Raw genomic sequence first — 23,903 nt, forward strand, 5'->3', positions numbered from 1 at the left:
CGCTTTGGGCACGGCGTGCACGCGGTGTCACAGGCACAGGCTAGGCTCATTGCTAGCGACACCGATGGAGGAGGCTACAGATGGCCCGAATAGGCGAAAGCGCCGACCTGCTGAAGTGCTCCTTCTGCGGAAAGAGCCAGAAGCAGGTCCAGCAGCTCATTGCGGGTCCGGGCGTCTACATCTGCGACGAGTGCGTCGAGTTGTGCAACGAAATCATCGAAGAACGACTGGCCGAGGCCGGCTCCGAAGAGGGCAGCGGCGACTTCGACCTCCCCAAGCCCAAGGAGATCTTCGGCTTTCTCGAGGAATACGTCATCGGCCAGGAGGCAGCCAAGCGCGCCCTCGCCGTTGCGGTCTACAACCACTACAAGCGGGTGCGCTCACGGGCGACGCTCACGGCGGCCGACGCCATCCGTGACGACGTCGAGATCGCCAAGTCCAACATTCTTCTCATCGGTCCCACGGGCTGCGGCAAGACGTACCTGGCCCAGACGCTCGCCAAACGCCTCAACGTGCCCTTCGCCGTGGCGGATGCGACGGCCCTGACCGAGGCCGGCTACGTCGGCGAAGACGTCGAAAACATCCTGCTCAAGCTGATCCAGGCGGCAGACTACGACGTCAAGCGCGCAGAGACCGGCATCATCTACATCGACGAGATCGACAAGATCGCCCGCAAGGCCGAGAACCCCTCGATCACCCGCGACGTGTCCGGCGAGGGCGTGCAGCAGGCCCTGCTGAAGATCCTCGAGGGCACCATCGCGTCGGTTCCGCCGCAGGGCGGCCGCAAGCATCCGCACCAGGAGTTCATCCAGATCGACACCACGAATGTGCTGTTCATCGTGGCCGGCGCGTTTGCCGGGCTCGAAGACATCATCTCCTCGCGGGCCGGCAAGAAGGGCATCGGCTTCGGCGCCCCGCTGCACAGCAAGGGTGACGACGTCAACCTCTTCGGCGAGGTGCTCCCGGAAGACCTGCACAAGTTCGGCTTGATCCCCGAGTTCATCGGGCGTCTTCCCGTCGTCGCCACGGTCACGCAACTCGACCAGGTCGCTCTCATGCAGATCCTGACCGTGCCGAAGAACGCGCTCGTGCGCCAGTACCAGCGCATGTTCGAACTCGACGGCGTCGAGCTCGAATTCGAGCAGCCCGCCCTCGAAGCGATCGCCGACCTGGCCGTGCTCCGTAAAACGGGTGCCCGCGGCCTGCGCGCGATCATGGAAGAGGTCCTCGGGCCGATCATGTTCGAGGTGCCGTCCAGCACCGAGGTGGCCCGCGTCATCGTCACCCGCGAGGCAGTGCTCGACAATGCGGAGCCCACGATCATTCACCACAAGGCCCGGCGCGAAGAGAAGTCCGCCTAACCCGCGACCCGAGGGCTCACCCGCCCGCCCGGCCTGACGGCACCCCGTCCCGGGACCGCACGCCGTGGAACATCGCCGAGCGCAACGCGGATGACCGGGTGATCCCGGTGTTCAAGCGCCTGATCGAGGTGCGCGAGCGACTCGTGCCGTACCTCGCCGAGCAGTCTCGCCGCACGATCGCCACGAGCGCGCCGCTGATGCGGGCCCTCTACTTCGACCACCCGCACGACGAGAACGTGTGGGCGCATCCGCTGCAGTGGATGCTCGGCGACGACCTGCTCGTCGCGCCCGTGCTCGAGGCCGGCGCCACCGAGTGGACGGTGTACCTGCCGGCCGGCGACTGGGTGGATGCCTGGACCGGGGAGGCCCTGGCCGGCGGGCGCACGGTCAGCCGCCCGGTTCCGCTGGACGAGATCCCGGTGTACTGCCGCGCCGCGTCGTGGGCGTCGCTGCGCGCCGTCTTCCCCTCCCGCGAAACCGCAGTTGTGCGCGCTAAAATGCCCGAATAAGGCGCACAACTGCGGTTTCGCGGTTAGTTGAGGCCGCGGCGGTCGAGCAGGGGCTGGATGATCGCGTCGCGGCCGCGGAAGTCGCGGTAGGCCTCCAGGGGGTCCATCCGGCCGCCCACGCCGAGCAGGCGGTCGCGGAAGCGGTCGCCGTTCTCCCGGGTGAGGCCGCCGTTCTCGGTGAACCAGTCGACCGTGTCCGCGTCGAGCACCTCGCTCCAGATGTACGAATAGTAGCCGGCGTCGTAGCCGCCGGAGAAGGTGTGCGCGAAGTACGTGCTGGCGTACCGGGTGGGCACGAGCGGGTTGTCGAGGCCGACGGCGGCGAGGGCGGATGCCTCGAACTCGGCAACATCCGTCACCACCGCGTCCGCGTCGATCCGGTGCCACGCCTGGTCGAGCAGGGCCGCGGCGAGGTACTCACTGGTGGAGAAACCCTCGTTGAACGTGGACGAGGCGTGGATCCGGTCGACCAGGTCCTGCGGCATCGGCTCACCGGTTTCGTGGTGGCGGGCGTAGTTCGCCAGCACCTCCGGCTGGAGCATCCACATCTCGTTGACCTGGCTCGGGAACTCGACGAAGTCGCGGTACACATTCGTGCCGGAGAATTTCGGGTAGGTCACCTGGGCGAACAACCCGTGCAGCGCGTGCCCGAATTCGTGGAAGAGGGTGTTCACCTCGTCGAAGCTGAGCAGCGTGGGCTCGCCGGCGGTGGGCTTGGCGATGTTCATGTTGTTGCAGACGACGGTGGGCGTTTCGAGCAGCGCCGACTGGGAGATGAGCGGGTTCATCCAGGCCCCGCCGCGCTTCGAATCGCGGGTGTAGAAGTCGCCGATGTACAGGCCGACGGGGGAGCCGTCCTCGTCGGAGACCTCGAAGACCCGGGCGTCCGGGTGCCAGGCGACGAGGTCGGGGCGCGGAGTGAAGGTCACGCCGTAGAGCCGGGTGGCCGCGTGGAAGACGCCGTCCTGCAGCACCCGCTCGAGCTCGAAGTAGGGGCGCATGGCGGCGGTGTCCACGTCGAACGTGGCCTGGCGCACCTTCTCGGTGTAGAACGCCCAGTCCCAGGCGGCGAGCTCGAACCCCTCGCCGGAGCCGTCGATGATCTTCTGCAGCTCGGCCTGTTCGGCCCGCGCGTTCCGCGCCGCGGCCGGGGCGAGGCGTCCGAGCATCTCGGCCACGGCATCCGGATTCTTCGCGGTCTCGTCGGCCGTGACGAAGGCCGCGTGGCTGTCGAAGCCGAGCAACCTCGCCCGCTCGGCGCGCAGGCGCGAGATCTCCAGGACAAGTTCGCGGTTGTCGTGCGCGCCGCCACGGATGCCGCGGGCCGCGGAGGCCGACAGCAGCCGCTCCCGAACCTCCCGGTTGGTCAGGCTCGCCAGGTACGGGTGCGAGGTCGGGAGCACGAGGCTGATCAGGTAGCCGTTCAGCCGCCGCTCCTTCGCGGCCTCGGCGGCGGCCGAGATCTCCCCGGCCGCGAGGCCGTCCAGCTGGGCGACATCGTCGATCAGCACGGCGAGTTCGTTGGTGTCGGCCAGGAGGTTCTTCTCGAAGCGCGTCGTCAGCGTCGAGAGGCGCTTGTTGAAGTCGCGCAGCGCGGCCTTGTCCTCGTCGGACAAGCCGGCCCCGGAGAGGGTGAACTCGGTGTGGTACCGCTCGACCAGGTACAGCGATTCGGCGTCCCGGCCCAGCTCTTCGCGCTGCGCGTGCACGGACGCGATCCGGGCATAGAGCCCGGGGTCGAGCCGGATGGCGTCCTCGTGCGCCGCGAGAAGGGGCGCGAGTTCCTCCTCGAGCGCGTTGGTGAAGTCGTTGGAGTCGGAGGAACTCTTGTTGAAGAACACCGCGGCGACGCGCTGGAGCGTCTGCCCGCTGCGCTCGAGCGGCAGCAGCGTGTTCTCAAAGGTCGGCTCGTCGGGGTTGGACACGATCAGCGCGATCTCGGCGAGCTGCTCCGCGATGCCGTGGTCGAACGCCTCGCGGTAATGCTCGTCGCGGATGTCGGCAAAGGGCGGCAGCTGGTAGGGGAGCGTGCTCGGAGCAAGAAAGGGGTTCACGGAGGAGTTCACGGAGGAGTTCACGGAGTCAGCCATGCGACCACCCTAGTTGGGCCGCCAGTTGAGTAGGCTCGGGTCATGACCGACTCGCCCGAACGCCCGGAAACGGCGCCGCGAGACCAATACACTCATGGCCACCACGAGAGCGTGCTGCGCTCGCACACCTGGCGCACGGTGGCGAATTCCGCTGCGTACCTCATCCCGCACCTGGAATCCGGCCTGACCCTGCTCGATGTGGGCTGCGGCCCCGGCACGATCACGGTCGACCTGGCCCGCAGGCTGGCCCCCGGCCGGGTCGTCGGCGTCGACGCGTCGGCGGAGATCATCGAGCATGCCGCCGGCCTCGCCTTCGACAAGGGCGTGCGCAACGCGGGTTTCCAGGTCGGCGACGTCTACTCGCTCGACTTCCCCGATGAGTCCTTCGACATCGTGCACGCTCACCAGGTGATCCAGCACGTCGCGAACCCGGTCGCCGCCATGCGCGAGATACGCCGGGTGCTCCGGCCCGGCGGAGTCTTCGCTGCCCGGGACGTCGACTACGGGGGAGTGATGTACTACCCCAAACTGCAGGGGCTGTCGGAGTGGATGACGGTCTACCGCGACGTGCACTACTGGAACGGCGGCGACCCGGACGCCGGGCGCGCGCTGAAGGCATGGGCCCGCCTGGCCGGATTCTCCGCCGTGGAGAGCAGCGCCTCGATCTGGTGTTTCGCCAACGCGATCGAACGCGAGTGGTGGGGCGAATCCTGGGCGGTGCGGGCGACCGAATCGAGCTTCGCGACCCACGCGATCGAGGCCGGCGTGGCCGACCTCACCGAATTGCGGGCGATGGCGGCCGCCTGGCGCCAGTGGGCGGCGGACCCGGACGGCTGGTTCGGCATGCCGCACGGCGAGATCATCGCGCGCAAGTAACGGACACCATGCCCTTCGTCGATCGGCTCGAATACTGGGCGCGGGTGCAGCCCGACGCCACCGCCGTAGAGGTGGCCGGTGACCGCCTCAGCTTCGCCGAGCTGCGCGACCGGGCGGCATCCCTCGTCGCTGCCGCCGGTGAGAACCCGGCGCTCACCGCACTCTGCCTGCCCAACGGGACCGAGTTCGTCGTGCGCTTCGCGGCCGCCGTGGCCGGCAGCGGAGTCTGCGCCGTGCTGGACCCCGGCTGGCCGGATGCCCAGCGCGCGGCCGTCGAGGAGCGCCTGCGTGAGTTCCGCCCGGGGCCGCCGCCCGCCGACACCGGTACCGCCGACGCCGGTACTTCCAGCACCGAGCTCGCGGACGGCCCCGCCGACTCCGTCTTCCTGCTCGGCTTCACCTCCGGCACGACCTCCCTGCCCAAGGCCTTCACCCGCTCCCGCCGTTCCTGGCAGCGCTCCTTCGAACACGGCACAGCGTTCTTCGGCCTCACCCGTGCCGACCGCACGCTGGCTCCCGGTCCGCTCTCGTCCAGCCTCACCCTCTTCGCCCTGGCCGAATCCCTGCACACCGGGGCCGCGTTCTTCGCCCTGCCGAGCTTTGACGTCGGAGCCGCCGTCGCCTGCGTCACCGCCCGAAGGATCACCCGGATCGTGTCGGCGCCGGCCGCCCTGCGCCTGATCAGCGAGCGAGCCGTCGCCGCCGGCGCAGACGGAACAACACTCACCGGTATCGTCAGCGCCGGCGCGAAACTGGACGCCGCCACACTGGCCCTGGTGCGACGCTGGGCCCCGAACGCGACCGTCTTCGAGTACTACGGCGCCGCCGAGCTCAGCTTCGTCAGCGCCTCGGCGCTCCTCCCCGGCGACGAGCCCGATCCGTCGGCCACCGCCGTCGGTCGCGCCCTCCCCGGCGTCGGCATCCGCATTCGCGATGACGAGGGCCGCGAGCTGCCCGAGGGGGAACCGGGCACGATCTCCGTGCGCAGCCCGCTGGTCAGCGACGGTTACGCCTGGGGAGATGACGGGGAGGCCTTCCGGCGGGACGGCGACTGGTGCACCGTCGGCGACCAGGGGTTCCTGGACGCGGACGCCGTGCTGCACCACCTGGGCCGCCGCGCCGACATGGTCGTCACCTCCGGCCACAACGTGTACCCGCACGAGGTCGAAGCGGCCCTGCAGGATGTCCCCGGCGTGCGCACGATCATCGTGACCGGCATCCCCGACCGGCACAGGGGAAGCAAGCTGGTGGCCGCGGTGATTGGCGGCGACGAGACGGATGCTGCCGGCCTCCGGACGGCCGCCGCCTCCCTGCTCGCCGCGCCCAAGCGCCCCCGCGCCTGGTTCTCCCTCGCCGAAGCGCCGGTCACCGCCGCCGGCAAGATCAGCCGCCGCATGCTCAGCGACTGGATCGCGGAAGGGGACGACCGTGTCCGGCCTCTCCGGTAGCGGCGGCGACGGCGCGCCCGCCGGCGTGCACGACACCGACGCGCGGGCAGTACGCCGCAACGCGGGTGATGCGCCGCCCGCGCAACGGCGCGCCGCCCGCGCAGCTGGAAACCTCACCGGCGCGGCCCTCACCGGCGCGGCCCTCACCGGCGCGGCCGCGAGCGGCGCGGACCGGGAGCCGGTGGTCGTGCTCGGCCGACGCACCGCTTTCGCACGCCGGAACGGCGTCTTCGGGCGAATTCTCGCCGACGAGCTGCTCTCCCCCGTGCTCTCGGCCGTGGTCGCCGCTGTCGGCATCCCGGCGGCCGACATCGACGACGTCATCATCGGCAACGCGGTGGGCGGCGGCGGCAACGTGGCCCGGCTGGCCGCCCTCGCGGCCGGGCTGCCGTCCCGCGTGCCCGGCATGACCATCGACCGGCAGTGCGGCTCGGGACTGGAGGCCATCGTGCTGGCCTGCCGGCTCGTGGCGTCCGGCGCGGGCAGTGCCTATCTGGCCGGCGGCGTGGAGAGCTGCAGCACGGCGCCGCTGCGTGCGCACCGGCTGACCTCGACGCCGGGGCATGCGGATTTCTTCGATCGGGTGCGCTTTTCTCCCGACGAGGTGGGCGACCCCGACATGGGCGTCGCCGCCGAGAACGTCGCCGACCGGTTCGGCATCACCCGGGAGCGCCAGGACGCGTACGCGCTGCGCAGCCACCGGCTGGCCGGCGTCGCCCAGGACACGGGCGCCCTGGCCGGCGAGATCGTTCCGGTGCACGCGGAGGCCGGCCTGGTCTCGGCCGACGAGGGTCCCCGGCGCTCGCTCACGGCCGAGCTGCTGCGCCGATTCCCGCCCGTATTCCGGCCGGGCGGCACCGTGACCGCCGGCAATTCCTGCGCCGATGCCGACGGCGCCGTCGTGGTGCTGGTCACCAGCAGGAGGGTCGCCGACAGCCTCGGGCTGACCGGCTACCTTCGCTTTGTCGACTCGGCGGTGACCGGCACGGACCCGAACCACCTCGGCATCGCCGGCGCCGAAGCCGCCCGGCTCGTCCTGGACCGGCAGAATGTCGCGAGTGCGGACCTGGCCCGGATCGAATTCAACGAGGCATTCGCGGCCCAGGTGCTCGCCTCGATGGACATCCTCGGCATCCCGGAGGAGCGCGCCAATCTCCAGGGCGGCGCGCTGGCCGTGGGGCACCCCTTCGGCGCGAGCGGCGCCCTGCTCGTGCTCAGGCTCCTCACGCAGGGTCGGGCATCCGGCCGGGCAGGCGAGCTGTCGCTGTCGGCCGTGAGCATTGCCGGCGGACTCGGTGTCGCGGCGCTCTGGCGGTGGGACGGCACCGCGCGATAACGTGCTGGCAGGGACGTCGCCGGGGAAAGGGCACACTCATCGACAGCCTGGTCATGCTGATCGGCCTCATGGGCGCCCTGGGTGCCACGGCTGCGTCCCGGTATTCGAAAGTGCTAGATCCAGTCCTCGTCGTCTTCGACGGGGCCGACGGGCTGGGTGATGGTGGCGCTGTCTTCCCCCGGGTTGTACCGGATGACCGTGCCGTCGTCGAGCTCGATCACGGGCTTGCTCTCCAGCCAGGTCAGCGTCCAGCGCCAGGTCCCGGTTTCCTCGCCGACCGCGACGAGTTCCTCCTCGACCGCCTTGACGGCGATTTCCACGACGTGGGGGAGGCCGGCGGGCACCGGGGCGCCGACGGACCAGCGTGTTCCAAGTTGCATGAGCCGGCCTAGAGCTCGATCTCGTAGGTGACCCAGCTGGTGCGGGTGGCGACATCGTCGTAGAGCTTCTGCGCGGACTTGTTGTCCGCTGCGGTGAGCCACTGCAGCTGCTTGAGGTGGTGCTCGCCGGCGTAGGTCTTCGAGAATTCGATCAGGGCCTTGCCCACGCCGGCTCCGCGCTTGCCGGAGACGACGAAGAGATCGTCGAGGAACAGGCCCCGGTCTGCGGTCAGCGTGCGAGGGTAGGCGCGGTAGTGGGCGAAACCGATGAACTCGCCCTCGTCGTTGAGGGCGACGGCGCCCGTCAGGTCGTGGCCCTTGTCGATGATCCAGCTCCACACGCGCAGGGCCTTTTCGTCAGTCAGTTCGCTCTTGTAGAACTCGCTGTACCCCTCGAAGAGTCCCAGCCAGGAAAAGAAATCCTTGTCGCCAAGCGGTCGTACCTGAACAGACATCCGGTTCTCCTTAACTTTCTGACACCGTGGCAAGCACGATACTAGTGACAGCCAGTTCGCTGCCTTCCACAAACGTCAACTCCGCAATGCGTCCCACCGCCTGAAGATCAGCGGCGGCCTGCGTGAGCAGCCCGACGTGCGAGGCGATTCCACTAATTACAGCAGATGACACGGCAGTTTTCTGCGAAGCCTTCGCATCGGTCTTTGCGCGCCGGATTCCGGTGAGGGCTCGGCTGGCCAGATCGAGCAGGGCGGGGTCGCCCGCCTCGGGCGTGGCGAGCTCGTCGGCGGTCGGCCAGGATGCCCGGTGAACCGAGCCGTCGTTGGACCAGGACCAGGCCTCCTCGGTGGCGAAGGGCACAAACGGGGCGAACAGTCGCAGCAGCGTCGACAGGGCCGTGCGGAGGGCGGCGACGGCCGAGGCCTGGGCCGGGCCCGTCTCGCCGTAGGCGCGTTCCTTGACCAGCTCGAGGTAGTCGTCGCAGAAGGTCCAGAAGAAGCTTTCGCTGGTCTCCAGCGCCCGCGCGTGGTCGTAGTTGTCGAAAGCGGTGCTCGACTGGGTGACGACGGCGGCGAGGCCGGCGAGCATGCTCCGGTCGATCGGTTCGGTCACCGGAGCGTCGGCCGCGCCCTCGAAGCTGAGAATGAACTTGGACGCGTTCAGGATCTTGATCGCCAGGCGGCGGCCGATCTTGATCTGGGTCGGGTTCATCGGGTCGAACGCGGCATCGGTACCGAGCCTTGAGGATGCCGCCCAGTAGCGCACCGCGTCCGAGCCGTGCTGCTCGAGCATCCCGGCCGGGGTGACCACGTTGCCCTTGGACTTGGACATCTTCTTGCGGTCGGGGTCGACGATGAAGCCGGACAGCGCGGCGTGCTTCCACGGCGACATCCCGTGCTCGAGCTCGGAGCGCAGCAGGGTGGAGAAGAGCCAGGTGCGGATGATGTCCTGGCCCTGCGGGCGCAGTGAGAACGGGTAGACCAGGTCGAACAGCTCGGGGTCGCGCTCCCAGCCGCCGGCCAGTTGCGGCGTGAGCGACGAGGTGGCCCAGGTATCCATCACGTCGACCTCGCCGACGAAACCGCCGGCCTGGCCGCGCTGGTCGGCCGCGTAGCCGGGGGCGGCCTCGGAGGATGGGTCGACCGGGAGCATCTCGCGGGTGGCGAGGATCGGGGCGTCGAAGACCGGGTTCGCGTCGGCATCCAGCGGGTACCAGACGGGGAGGGGGACGCCGAAGAAGCGCTGCCGGGAGATGAGCCAGTCGCCGGTGAGGCCGTTGACCCAGTTTTCGTAGCGCACCCGCATGAATTCGGGGTGCCATTCGAGGTCGTTGCCGTGGGAGAGCAGGCGTGCCCGGAGCTTCTCGTCGCGGGCGCCGTTGCGGATGTACCACTGGCGGGTGGAGACGATCTCGAGGGGCTTGTCGCCCTTCTCGAAGAACTTGACCGCGTGCACGATCGGCCTGGGTTCGCCGATGAGGTCGCCGCTCGCGCGGAGCAGCTCGACGACGGCCTGCTTGGCCGAGAACACGGTCTTGCCGGCGAGCTGCGCGTACGCGGCCTGGCCCGCTTCGGAGACGATGGCCTCGGGAACCTCGGCGATGATCCGGCCGTCGAAGCCCATGATGGCCCGGTTGGGCAGGTCGAGTTCGCGCCACCAGACGACGTCGGTGACGTCGCCGAAGGTGCAGATCATCGCGATTCCGCTGCCCTTGTCCTTCTGCGCGAGGTGGTGCGCGAGAACGGGCACCTCGACGTCGAAGAGCGGGGTGCGCACGCTCGTGCCGAACAAGTGCTTGTAGCGCTCGTCATCCGGATGCGCCACCAGGGCGACGCAGGCCGGGAGGAGCTCGGGGCGCGTGGTCTCGATCTCGATGGTGGAGCCATCCGGCTTCAGGAAGGAGACCCGGTGGTACGCGGCCGGCACCTCCTTGTCCTCGAGCTCGGCCTGGGCGACGGCCGTGCGGAAGGTGACATCCCAGAGCGTGGGCGCCATAGCCTGGTAGGCCTCGCCGCGCTCGACGTTGCCGAGGAACGCCGACTGCGAGGTGACCAGCGAGTCCGGGCCGATCGTTCGGTAGGTCTGGGTCCAGTCAACGCTCAGGCCGAGGGTGCGCCAGAGCGCCTCGAACTGCTTCTCGTCTTCGATCGTGAGTCGCTCGCACAGCTCGATGAAGTTACGGCGGCTGATCGGCAGCTGGTCGGCGGCCTTGGTGCTCTTGCCGTCGCCGCCCTCGAAGGGGGCGACGAAGTCGGGGCTGTAGTGCAGCGAGGGGTCGCAGCGCACGCCGTAGTAGTTCTGCACGCGCCGTTCGGTGGGCAGGCCGTTGTCGTCCCAGCCCATCGGGTAGAAGACGCTCTTGCCGCGCATGCGCTGGAACCGGGCGATGACATCCGTGTGCGTGTACGAGAAGACGTGGCCGATGTGCAACGACCCGGAGGCGGTCGGCGGCGGGGTGTCAATCGAGTAGATGTTCTCGCGGGTCGAAGACGACCGGTCGAAGCGGTAGGTGCCTGCCTCTTCCCAGCTGCCGCCCCATTTTGCTTCGAGCCCTTCGAGGGCCGGCTTGTCCGGAACGCTGGCGATGGGCATGGTTCTCCGATTCGATCTGTGCGGCACCGTGTCGATGGTGAAGTGCCTCAAAAGCTGGGACGTTCCCAGTCCTCCAATCTAAGCCCATCCCACCCCCGCGAAACCGCAGTTGTGCGCGCTAAACGGCACGAATAACGCGCACGAGTGCGGTTTCGCGGGAAGAAAGTCAGGGGAGGCGGGGGACGGCGGAGAGGAGGCGGCGGGTATACGGATGCGTGGGGGAGGCGAAGAAGCTCGGCGCGTCCGCCTGCTCCACGATCCGGCCCTCGTTCATCACCGCGACCCGGTCGCTGACGTGCTGCACCACCCCGAGGTCGTGCGAGATGAACAGCAGGCTGAGCGCCAGCTCGCGCTGGAGCTCGTCGAGCAGGTCGAGGACCTGCGCCTGCACGCCCACATCGAGGGCGGAGACCGGCTCGTCGCAGACCAGGATCTGCGGCCGGGAGGCGAGGGCGCGCGCGATTCCCACCCGCTGACGCTGGCCGCCGGAGAGCTCCAGTGGTCTGCGGTCGAGCAGTGCGGGGGACAGCCGCACCCGGTCGAGCAACTCGGCCACCCGTGCCTGGGCTTCCCCATTGTGGGCGCCGAAAAGGGCGGGCCGGCCGGTGTCGGGCCGGCGCGGACCGTCGAGGGCGACGGCGTGGCGCAGGATGTCGCGGACGCTCAGCCGTGGGTCGAAGGAGCCGAGGGCATCCTGGTAGATGGCGCCGACCGAGGTGCGGAGCGGTCGCCTGTCCTGCTCTGACACCGAGCTCCAGGGCCGGCCGAGCACCCGCACCTCGCCGTGGTCCGGGGCGCTGAGCGCCAGCACGAGGCGCGCGGTCGTGGTCTTGCCGGAGCCGGATTCTCCGACGATGCCGAGCGTCGTGCCGCGCTCGAGCCGGAACGAGACGTCGTCGACGGCGAGCAACCGCGTGCCGCCCGGCATGCGGAACCCCTTCGTCAGGCCGGTCGCCTCGAGCACGATGGCCGGGCCGATGTCGGGAGCCGCGGCACGTGCCGGTCGCGGCGTCGCCGTCGCCGCACTCGTCGCCGCACTCGCAGCCGCTGCCGCTGCCGCTGCCGCAGCCGTCGCAGGCGCCGCGGGCCCGGCCGCCCTCGGCGCCGCGAGCAGCGTGCCGCGGGGCTTGCCGGCCGGAACAGCGGCGACCATCGCCCGGGTCTCGGCGTGGCGTGGGCGGCCGAGAACCTCGTGGGTCGGCCCGGTCTCGACGATGCGCCCGTTGCTCATCACCGCCACCCGATCGGCGATCCGGCTGACGACGGCGAGGTCGTGGCTGATCAGGATGAGCGCGGTGCCGCGGCGTTTGATCCGCTCGAGCAGCTCGAGGATCTGCGCCTGCACCGTGACGTCGAGCGCGGTCGTGGGCTCGTCGGCAATGAGCAGGGGTGGGTCGAGCGCGATGGCCGAGGCGATCAGCGCCCGCTGCCGCTGGCCGCCGGAGAGCTCGCCGGACCGCTGCCGGCTTCGCAGCTCACCGTCCGGCAGGCCGACGGAGTCCAGCAGTTCGAGCACGCGGCTGGATCGCTCGGCCGGCGCGAGGGTCGTGTGCAGGCGGAGCGAGTCGGCGATTTCCCGGCCGACCGGCCGCAGCGGGTCGAGGGAGGAGAGGGCATCCTGCAGCACCAGCCCGACGTCTCGTCCGCGCCGGCGGCGCCAGGACGCCTCCGACAACGCCAGCACGGACGCTCCGGCAATCGACATTTCGTCGGCCTGCACCCGCGCGTCGGCGCCGGCGAGGCCGAGCAGGGTGCGTGCCGTGACGGACTTGCCCGACCCCGATTCGCCGACGATGGCCAGGCATTCGCCGGCCGCGACCTCGAAAGAGATGCCGGACACGACGGGGTCCGCCCCGGAACGGCCGAAGCCGACGCTGAGGTTCCGCACGCGCAGGGCGGGCGGCCCGGCCGGGCCGGCAGCGGGCGTCACCGGGTGCGCGCTCATGCGTGCCGCATCCGTCGTTCGATGGCCCGGCCGAGCGTGGTCGCGGTCACGGCGGTCAGCACGATGAACAGGCCGGGGAAGAAGCTCATCCACCAGGCCGAGGTGATGTAGGTGCGGCCCGCGGAGAGCATCGCGCCCCATTCCGCGGCCGGCGGCTGCGCGCCGAGCCCCAGGTAGCTGAGCGCCGTCGCCCAGACGATCGCCTGGCCGACGCCGAGGGTGGCGAGCACGAGCAGGGGGGCGAGGGTGTTGGGCAGGATGTGCCGGGCCAGGATGCGCCGCGGCGTGAGCCCCTGCACGGTGGCGGCCTCGACGAAGGCGGAGGAGCGCACCTGGACGAGCTGGGCGCGGATGATGCGCGCATAGCCCGGCGCGGTGGAGAGGCCGACGGCGATGGTGGCCGTCGCCACCCCCGGGCCGTAGATCAGGATGACCAGGAGCGCCAGCAGCAGCCCGGGAAAGGCAAACAAAACCTCGAGCACACGGTTCACCGTGAAGTCGACGAAGCCGCCGAGCATGCCGGCGAGGGTGCCGAGCAGCACGCCGAGCCCGAGGCCGATCGTCGTGGCCAGCACGCCGATCAGCAGTGAATTGCCGGTGCCGTGCACGACCCGGGTGTACAGGTCGCGCCCGGACTCGTCGGTGCCGAACCAGTGCGGCAGGGACGGCGGCTGGAACGCCTGGAGCGGGTCGATGGCGAGCGGATCCCCGGGGGCGACAAGCTGCGGCATGACGGCGGAGAGCACGAGGAACAGGGCCACCGCGCCGGCCAGGCCCTCCGCCACGGCGATCCGGCGCGGGCGACGGGTCGCGCCCTGCCGCCGGGCGCCGAGGCCGAGCTCCGCCTGGAGCTCGAGGTCGCTCACCGTGCCCTCGTCCGCGGGTCGGCGATGCGGGTGGCCGCATCGGTCAGGAGCGTCATCAGGATGTAGGCGACCGCGACGACCATGACCACGCCGATGACCACCGGCACGTCGCGAACGGTCACCGCGTTCAGCAGGGTGCGGCCGAGGCCGGGCCGGGCGAAGACGGTCTCCACCACCACGGCGCCGCTGATCAGCGAGCCGAACGCCCAGCCGGACAGGCTGATCGCGGGAATCGCGGCGTGCCGGATGGCGTGGTTCCAGCGCACACCCCGGGCGCTTTCGCCCCGGGCGAGGGCGGAGAGCACGAAAGGCGACTCGAGGGCGGTGAGCAGGGGCTCGCGGATGATCTGGCCGAGGAACCCGGCCAGCGGCAGCGCGAGGGTGAGCACGGGCAGCACGAGCCCGGCCGGGCCGGGGGTGCTGATCGGCGGCAGCACGCCGAGCCAGATGCTGAACAGCACGATCAGGGCGGTGGCGAGCCAGAAATGGGGCAGGGATGCCGCGACGATTTCGAGTCCGGAGCCCACCCGTGCGGCGATCCGGCCGCCGCGGGTTGACCAGGTGGCCAGGGCGAGGGCGATGAGCCAGGCCAGGGCCAGGGCGAGCCCGGCCAGCACGAGCGTGCCGCCGAGCTGGCTGAGCACGAGCGGTCCGACGTCGAGCTTGAGCGCGTAGGAACGGCCGAGGTCGCCGCCGGCCAGCCGCCCGAGTTGCGCGAGGTACTGCACGAGGATCGGCTGGTCGAGGCCGTATTCGGCGCGCACGCTCGCCAGCGCCTCCGCCGACGCCTGCGACCCCGGGCCGCCGAGGATGGCTTCCGCGGGGTCGCCGGGGATCAGCCGGACGGCGAAGAAGGTGAGCGTCGCCACGGCCCAGAGCACGAACACGGCGCCGCCCAACCGCGCGGCCAGGCGCCGGAGGGCGGGAGTGCGCCTTACCGGCTCAGCCACGCGTCGTAGAACGTGGGAGTGGAGACGGTCGGCAGCGCGCGGGCGCCCTCGACGTCGGCTCCCAGCAGGTAGTGGTTCTGCTGGTCGTAGAGCGGCAGCACGTAGAACCCCTCGAGGATGCGGTCCTGCGCCTCGGTGTAGAGCGCCTTGCGCTTGCCGGCGTCCGACTCCCGGCCGGCCTCGGTGAGCAGTTCGTCCAGTGTGGGGTCGTTGACCTGTGCGTGGTTGGCGAAGTAGCCGCTGGGCGCCGGGGTGATGCCGTCCGAGTGGTAGAGGATCCGCAGCACGTCGGGTCCGACCTTCGTGTAGGGCGCGCTCACGGCGTCATAGTCGCCGCTGCCCAGGGCGCCGTACCAGCTGGACAGGTCCATCGGGGTGATCTTGACGTCGAAGCCGGTCTCCTTCGCGGTCGCCTGGATCTGCTCGAAGAGCGACTGCTCGGCCGGGATGGACTGGTTCGTGCTGACCGGGAAGCGCACGGTCAGGCGCTTGCCGTCTCTGGTGCGGTAGCCGTCGGCATCCGTCTCGCTCCAGCCGGCAGAGTCGAGCAGCTTACCCGCGGCCTTCGGGTCGTACTCGAAGAGCTTCGGCCGCGACACGCCGAGGGCCTCGGCGCTGGAGAGTGCCGAGGAGGAGCGCTTCGCCGTGCCCTGGAAGAGGCTGGCGACGCCGTCGTCGACGTTGGCCGAGCGGATGAACGCCTCCCGGACCTTCGGGTCGGTGAACGGTCCAGTGCCGGAGTTGAGTTCGATCCGGTTGGCTGCCCCGGGCCGGGGTGCGTCGAGGTGCTGGATCGAGTCGCCCTTGTCGGCCTGCACGATCGTGTCCGGCTGGGCGTTGTCGATCACGTCGACCTCGCCGGCCTGGAGCGCCGCGTAGCGGGACGCCGACTCGGGGATGAACCGCCAGACGATCTTCTCGAGGTAGGCGGGACCCTCGTGCCCGGCGTCGGCCGGCGGGGAGTCGTAGGTGTCGTTACGCACGAAGGTGATGGCGTCCTGCTTCACCCAGTCCTTGATCACGAACGGGCCGGTGCCGACCGGTGCGGCGCAGTTCTCCTCCATGCCGCGGGCGAGGCCTTCGGGGGACTCCATCGCCAGCCACGGCTGGGAAAGCGATTCCAGCAGGGCGCTGTCCGGTTCGGCCAGGGTCAGGCGCACGACGGTCGCCGAGACCGCCTCGGTGCCGGTGACCTTCTGCAGGGCCAGGTAGCCGGTGGACGAGCCGGTCGCCGGGTCCTGGAGGTGGGCGATATTGGCCTGCACAGCGGCCGCGTCGAAGGGGGATCCGTCGCTGAAATAGACGTCGTCCCTGAGCGTGAACTCCCAGGCCAGGCCGTCGTCGCTCTCTGACCATTCGCTGGCCAGCCACGGGATGATGGTGCCCGTCGTGTCGCGGGAGACCAGCGACTCGAGGAACTGGGTGCCGGTGAGCGCCTGCGGGTAGTTGCCGCCGACGTGGGGGTCGAGGCAGTCGGGTTCCGCGTCACCGGAGGCGTAGGTGAGGGTGCCGCCGACGACGGGCTTGCCGGTCGCGGGGGCGTCGGGTTCGGCGGTGCAGCCGGTCAGCACGAGGCCGGCGACGGCCAGGGCGGCAACGGCGACCAGTGCGCGGCGGGTGGGCGCGGGGGTGTTCATGTGCGTTGTTCTCTTTTCCCGGCCGGCTGGCGGCGGAGTGTGCAATTGTTGGACGCGGTACACAAATGAGTTGGACCGAGTCCAATCGTAGAGCACGGGAGCAGCATGCCGGATCGAACGCGCACCGAGAGCACGCGCACCGAGAGCACGCGCACCGAGGGGACACCGGGCAGGGCCGGGCGCCCCCGCGGGTCGTCCCGGGCCATGCTCGAAGAGGCCGCAGCCGAGCTGTTCCTCGAGCAGGGGTACGCAGGAACCACCGTCGAAGACATCACCCGTCGCGCCGGAGTGAGCCGCAACACCTTCTTCAACTACTTCCCGGCCAAGAGCGACCTGCTCTGGGCCGACGTCGACGCCGGCCTCGCCGAGCTGCCTCGGGCGCTGGCCGACTGCCCGGACGGGCTCGGCGTAACGGATGCCGTGCGACACGCCCTGCACCAGGTGGCGGCCGGGTTCGGGCCGGGCCGGGTGCCGTGGGCGCTCACCCAGGCGGACCTGATGGGCACCCGCGGCGTGCTGGAGGCATCCGGTCTCTCCCGGATGATGAAGCAGGCCGACCTCGTCTCGCGCTTCGTCGCCGAGCGCGCCGGCTCAGGCGCGGGGGCAGGCCGCGACCTCGCCGGCCGGTGCTACGCGATGGCGGTGCTGGCGGCCGCGGTCGCCGCCGCGGGCGTGTGGGCGGCCGCCGGGGTGTCCCGGGGAAACCTCGCCCCGTACGTGGACGCGGGCATCGCGCCCGCCTGCGCCGGATACCGTGACGCGCTGGGCGCAGGGTAGAATTGTCCCAACGACTGTGATCCGGCCATCACCGGTGAGTCTTCGGAAGAGCGGCGGCCACCCCCGGGTGCGCGGCCGGGTAGAACCGAACGGGTCGGGCCCGTCACAGCCTCTGAACAAGCGGTCGCCCAGGTGAACCCCGGGGCGGCAAGCGAGGTGGTACCGCGGTGGACCTGTCCAGGGTCCGGCGTCCTCGTGGAACAGGCAATATTTTCCGTAACCTCGCCTCGTCCAGGAGAAGCATGACGTACCCCAAGGGTCAGAACACCAGCGGCCGGAACGCACCCGGAAGCGAACCGGGCGGCCACCGCCGCGAGCAGGCGGCCGGCGTCGTCCCGTCGCCGAGCTTCCCGCAGATCGAGACCGAGGTGCTCGCGTTCTGGGAGGCCGACGGCACCTTCCAGGCGTCGATCGACAACCGAGCGGATGCCCCCGAGTGGGTCTTCTACGACGGCCCGCCCTTCGCGAACGGCCTGCCCCACTACGGCCACCTGCTGACCGGGTACGCCAAGGACCTCTTCCCGCGCTTCCAGACCATGCGCGGCAAGCAGGTGCACCGCCGTTTCGGCTGGGACACGCACGGCCTGCCCGCCGAGCTCGAGGCCGAGCGGAAGCTCGGCATCACCGACAAGAGCGAAATCGACAAGATGGGCATCGCGGCCTTCAACAAGGTCGCCCGCGACTCCGTGCTCGAGTACACCGGCGACTGGCAGAAGTACGTCACCCGCCAGGCCCGCTGGGTCGACTTCGAGAACGACTACAAGACCCTCGACATCACCTTCATGGAGTCGGTCATCTGGGCCTTCAAGCGCCTGCACGACAAGGGCCTGGCCTATGAGGGCTACCGCGTGCTGCCCTACTGCTGGCGCGACCAGACGCCGTTGTCCAACCACGAGCTGCGCATGGACGACGACGTCTACAAGATGCGCCAGGACCAGACCGTCACGGTGACCTTCCCGCTGGTCGGCGCGAAGGCGGAGAGCCTCGGCCTCACGGCCGTGCGCGCCCTGGCCTGGACGACGACTCCGTGGACCCTGCCCACCAACCTCGCCCTCGCCGTGGGCCCGACGATCACCTACGCCGTGGTGCCGGCCGGCCCGAACGGCACCCCGGATGCCACCGTCGTGCGCGAGGACGCCTCCGCGCCGCACGCCGCCACGCCCACCGAGGTGCTCGGCGGCGAATACCTGCTGGCGATCGACCTTGTCGGAAGCTACGCGAAGGACCTCGGCTACGACACCGCGGAGGAGGCATCCGCCGCGATCTCCCGCACCGTGCTCGGCCGCGACCTCGAGGGCGTCAGCTACGACCGCCTCTTCGACCACTATGCGGATGCCGAGACCTGGGGAACCCGGAACGCCTGGCGCATCCTCGTCGCCGACTACGTCACCACCTCCGACGGCACCGGCATCGTGCACCAGGCGCCCGCCTACGGCGAGGAGGACCAGAAGATCTGCGAGGCCGCCGGCATCCCGGTGATCATCTCCCTCGACGACGGCGGAAAATTCCTGCCGGCCATCACCGAGGTGGCTGGGTTGCTCTGGTCCGACGCCAACAAGCCGCTGACCCAGATGCTCAAGGCCGAGGGGCGACTGATCCGCCAGGCCAGCTACGAGCACTCGTACCCGCACTGCTGGCGCTGCCGCAACCCGCTGATCTACAAGGCGGTGTCGAGCTGGTTCGTGCGCGTCACCGAGTTCCGGGGCCGGATGGAGGAGCTCAACCAGGACATCAACTGGGTGCCCGAGAACGTCAAGGACGGCCAGTTCGGCAAGTGGATCGGCAACGCCCGGGACTGGTCGATCAGCCGCAACCGGTACTGGGGTTCGCCCATCCCGGTCTGGAAGAGCGACAACCCCGACTACCCGCGGATCGACGTCTACGGCTCGCTCGACGAGCTCGAGGCCGACTTCGGCGTGCGCCCGACCGACCTGCACCGTCCGTACATCGACGCGCTGACCCGGCCGAACCCGGACGACCCGACCGGGAAGTCGACCATGCGCCGCATCTCCGACGTGCTCGACGTCTGGTTCGACTCTGGTTCGATGCCGTTCGCCCAGGTGCACTATCCGTTCGAGAACGCGGACTGGTTCGACAGCCACAACCCGGCCGACTTCATCGTCGAGTACATCGGGCAGACCCGCGGCTGGTTCTACACCCTGCACGTGCTCTCCACCGCGCTGTTCGACCGCCCGGCCTTCAAGAACGTCGTCAGCCACGGCATCGTGCTCGGCAATGACGGGCAGAAAATGTCCAAGTCGCTGCGCAACTACCCCGACGTGAACGAGGTGTTCGACCGGGACGGCTCGGATGCCATGCGCTGGTTCCTGATGAGCTCGTCGGTTCTGCGCGGCGGCAACCTCGTCGTCACGGAGGAGGGCATCCGCGAGGGCGTGCGCCAGGTGATGCTGCCGCTGTGGAACACCTGGTACTTCTTCTCCCTCTACGCCAATGCGTCGGGGCCGGACGGCTACGAGGCGACCTGGCGCACGGATTCCACCGATGTGCTCGACCGGTACCTGCTGGCGAAGACCCGCGACCTGATCGAGCAGGTCACGGCCGACCTCGAGGCGCTGGACAGCACGCAGGCCGCGGCCACGCTGCGCGACTTCACCGACGTGCTGACGAACTGGTACGTGCGGCGCTCGCGCGACCGGTTCTGGGCGGGCGCGTCGGTTCCGGGCGGGGCGGTCTCGACAGGCACGACCACCACGACCAGCGCGAACGACGCGTTCGACACGCTCTTCACCGTGCTCGAGACGGTCACCCGCGTCGCCGCACCCCTGCTGCCGCTCGTGTCCGAGCGCATCTGGCAGGGGCTCACCGGGGGGCGCAGCGTCCACCTCGAAGACTGGCCGGATGCCGCATCCTTCCCGGCCGACCACGAACTGGTCGCCGTGATGGACCAGGTGCGGGCGATCAGCTCCACGGTGCTCTCCCTGCGCAAGCAGGCGGGGCTGCGCGTGCGCTTGCCGCTGGCGAACCTGACCGTGGTCACCTCGAACACGGCCGCACTGGCCGCCTACGAGGGAATCCTGCGCGACGAACTGAACGTGAAGTCGATCAGCCTGGTCGAACTCGCCGACGACAGCGCCGGCGCCTACGGGATCACCTCGAAGCTCACCGTCAACTCCCGGGCGGCCGGACCGCGCCTCGGCAAGCGCGTGCAGCAGGTCATCCAGGCCGCCCGCGCGGGCGACTGGAGTGAGACCGACGGCACCGTCACGGCCGGCGGAATCGAACTGGTGGCCGGGGAATACGAGCTGGCACTGGCGGCCGGCGCGTCGGGCGAAGGCTCCGGCGACACCGCCCTCGCCCTGCTCGCGGGCGGCGGCTTCGCGCTGCTCGACACGGCGACGACCCCCGAACTCGACGCGGAAGGATTCGCGCGCGACATCATCCGGGCCGTTCAGGACACCCGGAAGTCCGCCGGGTTCCAGGTGAGCGACCGCATCCGCCTCGACCTCGTGTTCTCCGACGAGCACGACGCCGCATCCTTTGGGCTGGCTTCGGGAGTCGACGTGGCGGGGGAGACCCTGGCCACCCGGCTTGCGACGCACCGGGCAACATCCGACGACGCCGGCACCCTTCCCTCCGAGTGGCTCGAAGGCCTCACGGGGGCGCCGGTCGAACACTATGCGCGCTTCGACGCAGGGCGCTACGCCAATCGTGGCCTCGTGCTCGTGGCCGTCGCCCGGGAGAAGGGAATCACCCATGCCTGACCGCAACTCTGACCGAAACGACGACGCCGACGGCGCCTGGCGCGAAGCCGGGGATGCCGTGCTCACGGCGCTGCTCGGACGCGTCGGTGAAGCCGCCCCGCAGCCGAGACTGGCGCCCACCAGGCGCGCGGTCGAGTTGCTGGGCGACCCGCAGAACGCGTATCCGATCATCCACGTCACCGGCACGAACGGGAAGACGAGCACGAGCCGGATCGCCGAGAGCATCCTGCGTGCCTACGGACTCCGCACCGGCCTGCTCACCAGCCCGCACCTGGTGCGGCTCAACGAGCGCATCATGATCGACGGCGAGCCGATCAGCGACGAGGACCTGGCCGCCAACTGGGCCGACATCCAGCCGTACCTGCAGATGGTCGACGCAGAACTGGTCACCGACGGCGAGGAGCCGCTGACGTTCTTCGAGGCGCTCACCGTGCTGGCCTTCGCCTGCTTCGCCGATGCGCCCGTGGATGTCGCGGTGATCGAGGTCGGAATGGGCGGCGAGTGGGATTCCACCAACGTCGCCTTCGGCCAGGTGGCCGTGTTCACGCCGATTGCGCTCGACCACACCGCGCGCCTCGGCGGCACCGTCGCCGAGATCGCCCGCACGAAGTCCGGGATCATCAAGCCGGCTGCCAACGTCGTCACGGCGAAGCAGGGCGACGAGGCGCAGGCCGAGCTCGAGCGGGCCGTCGAACTCACCGAATCGACGCTGGCCGGCGAGGGCGCGGAGTTCGCGCTGCTCAGCAGCCAGGTGGCCGTCGGCGGGCAGCTTATCTCGGTGCGCGGCCTGGCCGACACCTACACGGACCTCTTCCTGCCGATGTACGGCACCCACCAGGCCCAGAACGCCGCCGTCGCCATCGCCGCCGTCGAATCGTTCCTCGGGGCGGGCACGCGGCCGCTCGTGAACGACCTCGTGGCCGAGGGGCTGGCCACGGCCACGTCGCCCGGCCGGCTGCAGCTGGCGGGCGTCGAGCCCACCGTCCTGGTCGACGCGGCGCACAACCCGCACGGCGCGACGGCGCTCGCCGCTGCGCTCGAGGCCTACTTCGACTTCGACGAGATTGTTGCCGTGGTCGGCATCCTGGCCGACAAGGACGCGCACGGCATCATCGAAGCCCTGCGCCCCCAGGTGGCCCGCTTCCACGTGACCCGCTCGCATTCGGAGCGCGCCGTGGGCGTGGACGACCTCGCCGACAAGGTCGCCGACTGGGCGGGCGACGACGTCACCTTCCGGTTCGACGACCTCACCTCGGCGCTCGACGGCGCCCGGGAGTGGGCCGGGGAGGCGCCGCGCCGCGCCGTCATCGTGACCGGTTCGATCACCCTCGTCGGCGAGGCCCTCGCCCTCGCGGACGCCCGGGAATGGATGAAACAGTGAGCGCGGCCCGCGCCGCCCGCTCGGCCCGAGAGGCCGGGCCCCGGTCGGTCAAGCGCACCCTGGCCTCGATCGTGCTGGGTTTCGAAGTTTTCGTCGTCGGCCTCGCCGCGCTCGTCATGTTCGGCCTGGGCCAGCTGCCGCCGGCCGTCGCGCTGGGCGGGGGAGCGGCACTCTGCCTCGCGATGGTCGCCCTGATCGCCCTGCTGCGTTACAGCTGGGCCTACCCGCTCGGCTGGGTGCTCCAGGCCGGCCTCGTCGCCACCGGATTCCTCAACCCGGCAATGTTCTTTGTCGGAGCAATGTTCGCCGCCATGTGGGCCTACTGCATGATCATCGGCACCAAACTAGATCACCAGAAGGAGATCGCATGAGCACCCAGGTCGAAGAAACCCTCGTATTGATCAAGCCGGACGGCGTTGCCCGCAACCTCACCGGCGAGATCCTGCGCCGGATCGAGGCGAAGGGCTACTCGCTCGTCGACATGAAGCTGGTGCAGGCCGAGCGCAGCCTGCTCGCCGAGCACTACGCCGAGCACGAGGGCAAGCCGTTCTACGAGCCGCTGATCGAGTTCATGGAGAGCGGCCCCATCGTCGCCTTCCGCATCGCCGGCAACCGGGTGATCGAGGGCTTCCGCGCCCTGGCCGGTACGACGGATCCCACGACCGCCGCGCCGGGGACGATCCGCGGCGACCTCGGCCGCGACTGGGGAGTCAAGGTGCAGCAGAACCTCGTGCACGGTTCCGACTCGCCCGAGTCCGCCACCGCCGAACTGGCCCTCTGGTTCGACTAGCCGCACTTCGACGAGCACATCTTCGCCTCACCCCCCTCGCCGAACTGTGAGTTTGGCACCTTCCCGGAGCCCGGGAAGGTGCCAAACTCACAGTTCGGCGGAGTTTGTGGGCGTGTTCGAGGGCGGGGTCCCGGCGCTCTTAGAGGCGGTTGAGGACGTCCATCTGGAGCTGGGCGATGATGGCGACCGCGATGAAGCAGCCGAGGGTGATCAGGGGGACCCAGGCGTAGGCGACGGATGCGACCCGGCGCACGGATTCCGGGGCCGGGATGCTCCCCGTCTTCAGGTTGTAGAACGTCACCGCGAGGAACGCCGGGATGGTGACGGCCCAGGTGACCATGCACCACGGGCACAGGATGTCGAGCACGAAGATGCTCTGCGCGATCAGCCAGATCACCAGGGCGATCGCGCCGGTCATCCCCACGTTCAGCCCGATCCAGAACCACCGGGCCAGGCGGGCGCCGGCGAGGATGGCTGCGCCAATCGTGATCACGACGCTCCAGCCCATGACCCCGATGAGCGAGTTCGGGAAGCCGAAGATGTTGCCCTGCGGCGAGGAGAGGTTTGTGGCGCAGCCGATCAGCACGCTGAAGCTGCAGCTCAGCTGCGCGTTCGGGTCGGCCAGGAGATGGAGCTTGTCCAGGGTCAGGGTGAACGCCGCCGCGAGGCCGATCACCCCGGCAAGAATAAGGAAGACGGCGAGCCCCGTGGGGCGGGCGGGAGACTCGAGGCGGGGCATCCTCGGATTATGTCACGTGGCTCTGCACGCGATCTGAAGAATGCATGC

At 69.9% G+C, this 23,903-nt stretch carries 19 protein-coding genes; 10 read left to right on the plus strand and 9 right to left on the minus strand.

The window, feature by feature from the left end:
• Window positions 1-80 precede the first annotated feature (80 nt).
• Together clpX and BLQ39_RS10420 are read left to right on the plus strand one after the other, a co-directional pair.
• The gene (clpX, locus tag BLQ39_RS10415) at window positions 81-1,361 is read left to right on the plus strand and encodes an ATP-dependent Clp protease ATP-binding subunit ClpX (RefSeq protein WP_092323799.1); all 1,281 of its coding nucleotides are present in this window, start codon (window positions 81-83) and stop codon (window positions 1,359-1,361) included.
• Window positions 1,362-1,459: 98 nt separating this feature from the next.
• Window positions 1,460-1,870 carry a glycoside hydrolase family 31 family protein gene (locus BLQ39_RS10420; protein ID WP_338419114.1) on the plus strand — a complete coding sequence of 137 codons (411 nt, stop codon included), beginning with the start codon at window positions 1,460-1,462 and terminating at the stop codon, window positions 1,868-1,870.
• Between the two features lie 23 nt (window positions 1,871-1,893).
• On the opposite strand, the gene BLQ39_RS10425 is transcribed toward BLQ39_RS10420, so the two are convergent.
• The gene (locus tag BLQ39_RS10425; RefSeq protein ID WP_092323802.1) at window positions 1,894-3,960 is read right to left on the minus strand and encodes a M3 family metallopeptidase; all 2,067 of its coding nucleotides are present in this window, start codon (window positions 3,958-3,960) and stop codon (window positions 1,894-1,896) included.
• Between the two features lie 42 nt (window positions 3,961-4,002).
• Here BLQ39_RS10425 and BLQ39_RS10430 point away from each other — a divergent pair, with 42 nt between their 5' ends.
• Genes BLQ39_RS10430 through BLQ39_RS10440 form a run of 3 tightly spaced genes read left to right on the plus strand, consistent with a single transcriptional unit; the run spans window position 4,003 to window position 7,620 of the window.
• Window positions 4,003-4,836, plus strand: a complete 834-nt coding sequence (locus BLQ39_RS10430; protein ID WP_092323804.1) for a class I SAM-dependent methyltransferase — start codon at window positions 4,003-4,005, stop codon at window positions 4,834-4,836.
• 8 nt (window positions 4,837-4,844) lie between these two features.
• Window positions 4,845-6,284 (plus strand): class I adenylate-forming enzyme family protein, encoded by a 1,440-nt coding sequence (locus BLQ39_RS10435; protein WP_092323805.1) that lies wholly within the window; start codon window positions 4,845-4,847, stop codon window positions 6,282-6,284.
• Window positions 6,265-7,620, plus strand: a complete 1,356-nt coding sequence (locus BLQ39_RS10440) for a thiolase family protein (protein WP_241986940.1) — start codon at window positions 6,265-6,267, stop codon at window positions 7,618-7,620. Before BLQ39_RS10435 ends, BLQ39_RS10440 begins: the two co-directional genes overlap by 20 nt.
• A gap of 113 nt (window positions 7,621-7,733) precedes the next feature.
• Here BLQ39_RS10440 and BLQ39_RS10445 read toward each other — a convergent pair whose 3' ends face one another.
• From BLQ39_RS10445 to BLQ39_RS10475, 7 genes are all read right to left on the minus strand, one after another.
• Complete coding sequence (locus BLQ39_RS10445) at window positions 7,734-8,000, minus strand: hypothetical protein (protein ID WP_092323807.1); 267 nt, start codon at window positions 7,998-8,000, stop codon at window positions 7,734-7,736.
• An 8-nt stretch (window positions 8,001-8,008) separates the two neighbouring features.
• Complete coding sequence (locus BLQ39_RS10450) at window positions 8,009-8,455, minus strand: GNAT family N-acetyltransferase (RefSeq protein ID WP_092323808.1); 447 nt, start codon at window positions 8,453-8,455, stop codon at window positions 8,009-8,011.
• A gap of 10 nt (window positions 8,456-8,465) precedes the next feature.
• Complete coding sequence (gene valS / locus BLQ39_RS10455) at window positions 8,466-11,048, minus strand: valine--tRNA ligase (RefSeq protein WP_092323810.1); 2,583 nt, start codon at window positions 11,046-11,048, stop codon at window positions 8,466-8,468.
• Window positions 11,049-11,214: 166 nt separating this feature from the next.
• Window positions 11,215-12,993 (minus strand): dipeptide ABC transporter ATP-binding protein, encoded by a 1,779-nt coding sequence (locus tag BLQ39_RS10460; RefSeq protein ID WP_092323811.1) that lies wholly within the window; start codon window positions 12,991-12,993, stop codon window positions 11,215-11,217.
• Window positions 12,990-13,859: an ABC transporter permease gene (locus BLQ39_RS10465; RefSeq protein ID WP_422386365.1), complete on the minus strand. Its 870-nt coding sequence runs from the start codon at window positions 13,857-13,859 to the stop codon at window positions 12,990-12,992. The genes BLQ39_RS10460 and BLQ39_RS10465 overlap by 4 nt, the downstream gene beginning before the upstream one ends.
• Window positions 13,856-14,809: an ABC transporter permease gene (locus BLQ39_RS10470; protein WP_092323813.1), complete on the minus strand. Its 954-nt coding sequence runs from the start codon at window positions 14,807-14,809 to the stop codon at window positions 13,856-13,858. The genes BLQ39_RS10465 and BLQ39_RS10470 overlap by 4 nt, the downstream gene beginning before the upstream one ends.
• Entirely contained in the window at window positions 14,794-16,446 is a 1,653-nt protein-coding gene (locus BLQ39_RS10475; RefSeq protein WP_092323814.1) for an ABC transporter substrate-binding protein, read from the minus strand. Before BLQ39_RS10475 ends, BLQ39_RS10470 begins: the two co-directional genes overlap by 16 nt.
• Window positions 16,447-16,551: 105 nt before the next feature.
• On the opposite strand from BLQ39_RS10475, the gene BLQ39_RS10480 reads away from it, so the two are divergent.
• From BLQ39_RS10480 to ndk, 5 genes are all read left to right on the plus strand, one after another.
• Window positions 16,552-17,223 carry a TetR family transcriptional regulator gene (locus BLQ39_RS10480; RefSeq protein ID WP_092323816.1) on the plus strand — a complete coding sequence of 224 codons (672 nt, stop codon included), beginning with the start codon at window positions 16,552-16,554 and terminating at the stop codon, window positions 17,221-17,223.
• A 242-nt stretch (window positions 17,224-17,465) separates the two neighbouring features.
• A complete protein-coding gene (ileS, locus tag BLQ39_RS10485) occupies window positions 17,466-20,945 on the plus strand; it encodes an isoleucine--tRNA ligase (RefSeq protein ID WP_092323818.1) in 3,480 nt (1,159 codons plus the stop codon).
• Window positions 20,938-22,326, plus strand: coding sequence for a bifunctional folylpolyglutamate synthase/dihydrofolate synthase (locus tag BLQ39_RS10490; protein WP_092323819.1), 1,389 nt, complete (start codon window positions 20,938-20,940; stop codon window positions 22,324-22,326). Before ileS ends, BLQ39_RS10490 begins: the two co-directional genes overlap by 8 nt.
• Entirely contained in the window at window positions 22,323-22,697 is a 375-nt protein-coding gene (locus BLQ39_RS10495) for a DUF4233 domain-containing protein (protein WP_241986939.1), read from the plus strand. Before BLQ39_RS10490 ends, BLQ39_RS10495 begins: the two co-directional genes overlap by 4 nt.
• Window positions 22,694-23,116 carry a nucleoside-diphosphate kinase gene (ndk, locus tag BLQ39_RS10500; protein ID WP_092323823.1) on the plus strand — a complete coding sequence of 141 codons (423 nt, stop codon included), beginning with the start codon at window positions 22,694-22,696 and terminating at the stop codon, window positions 23,114-23,116. The genes BLQ39_RS10495 and ndk overlap by 4 nt, the downstream gene beginning before the upstream one ends.
• Before the next feature lie 139 nt (window positions 23,117-23,255).
• Here the strand turns inward: ndk and BLQ39_RS10505 are convergent, their stop codons facing one another.
• Entirely contained in the window at window positions 23,256-23,855 is a 600-nt protein-coding gene (locus BLQ39_RS10505) for a vitamin K epoxide reductase family protein (protein WP_092323824.1), read from the minus strand.
• Window positions 23,856-23,903: the final 48 nt, after the last annotated feature.

Origin of the sequence: Cryobacterium psychrotolerans, from assembly GCF_900101115.1 — a bacterium.
Taxonomy (GTDB): Bacteria; Actinomycetota; Actinomycetes; order Actinomycetales; family Microbacteriaceae; genus Cryobacterium; species Cryobacterium psychrotolerans.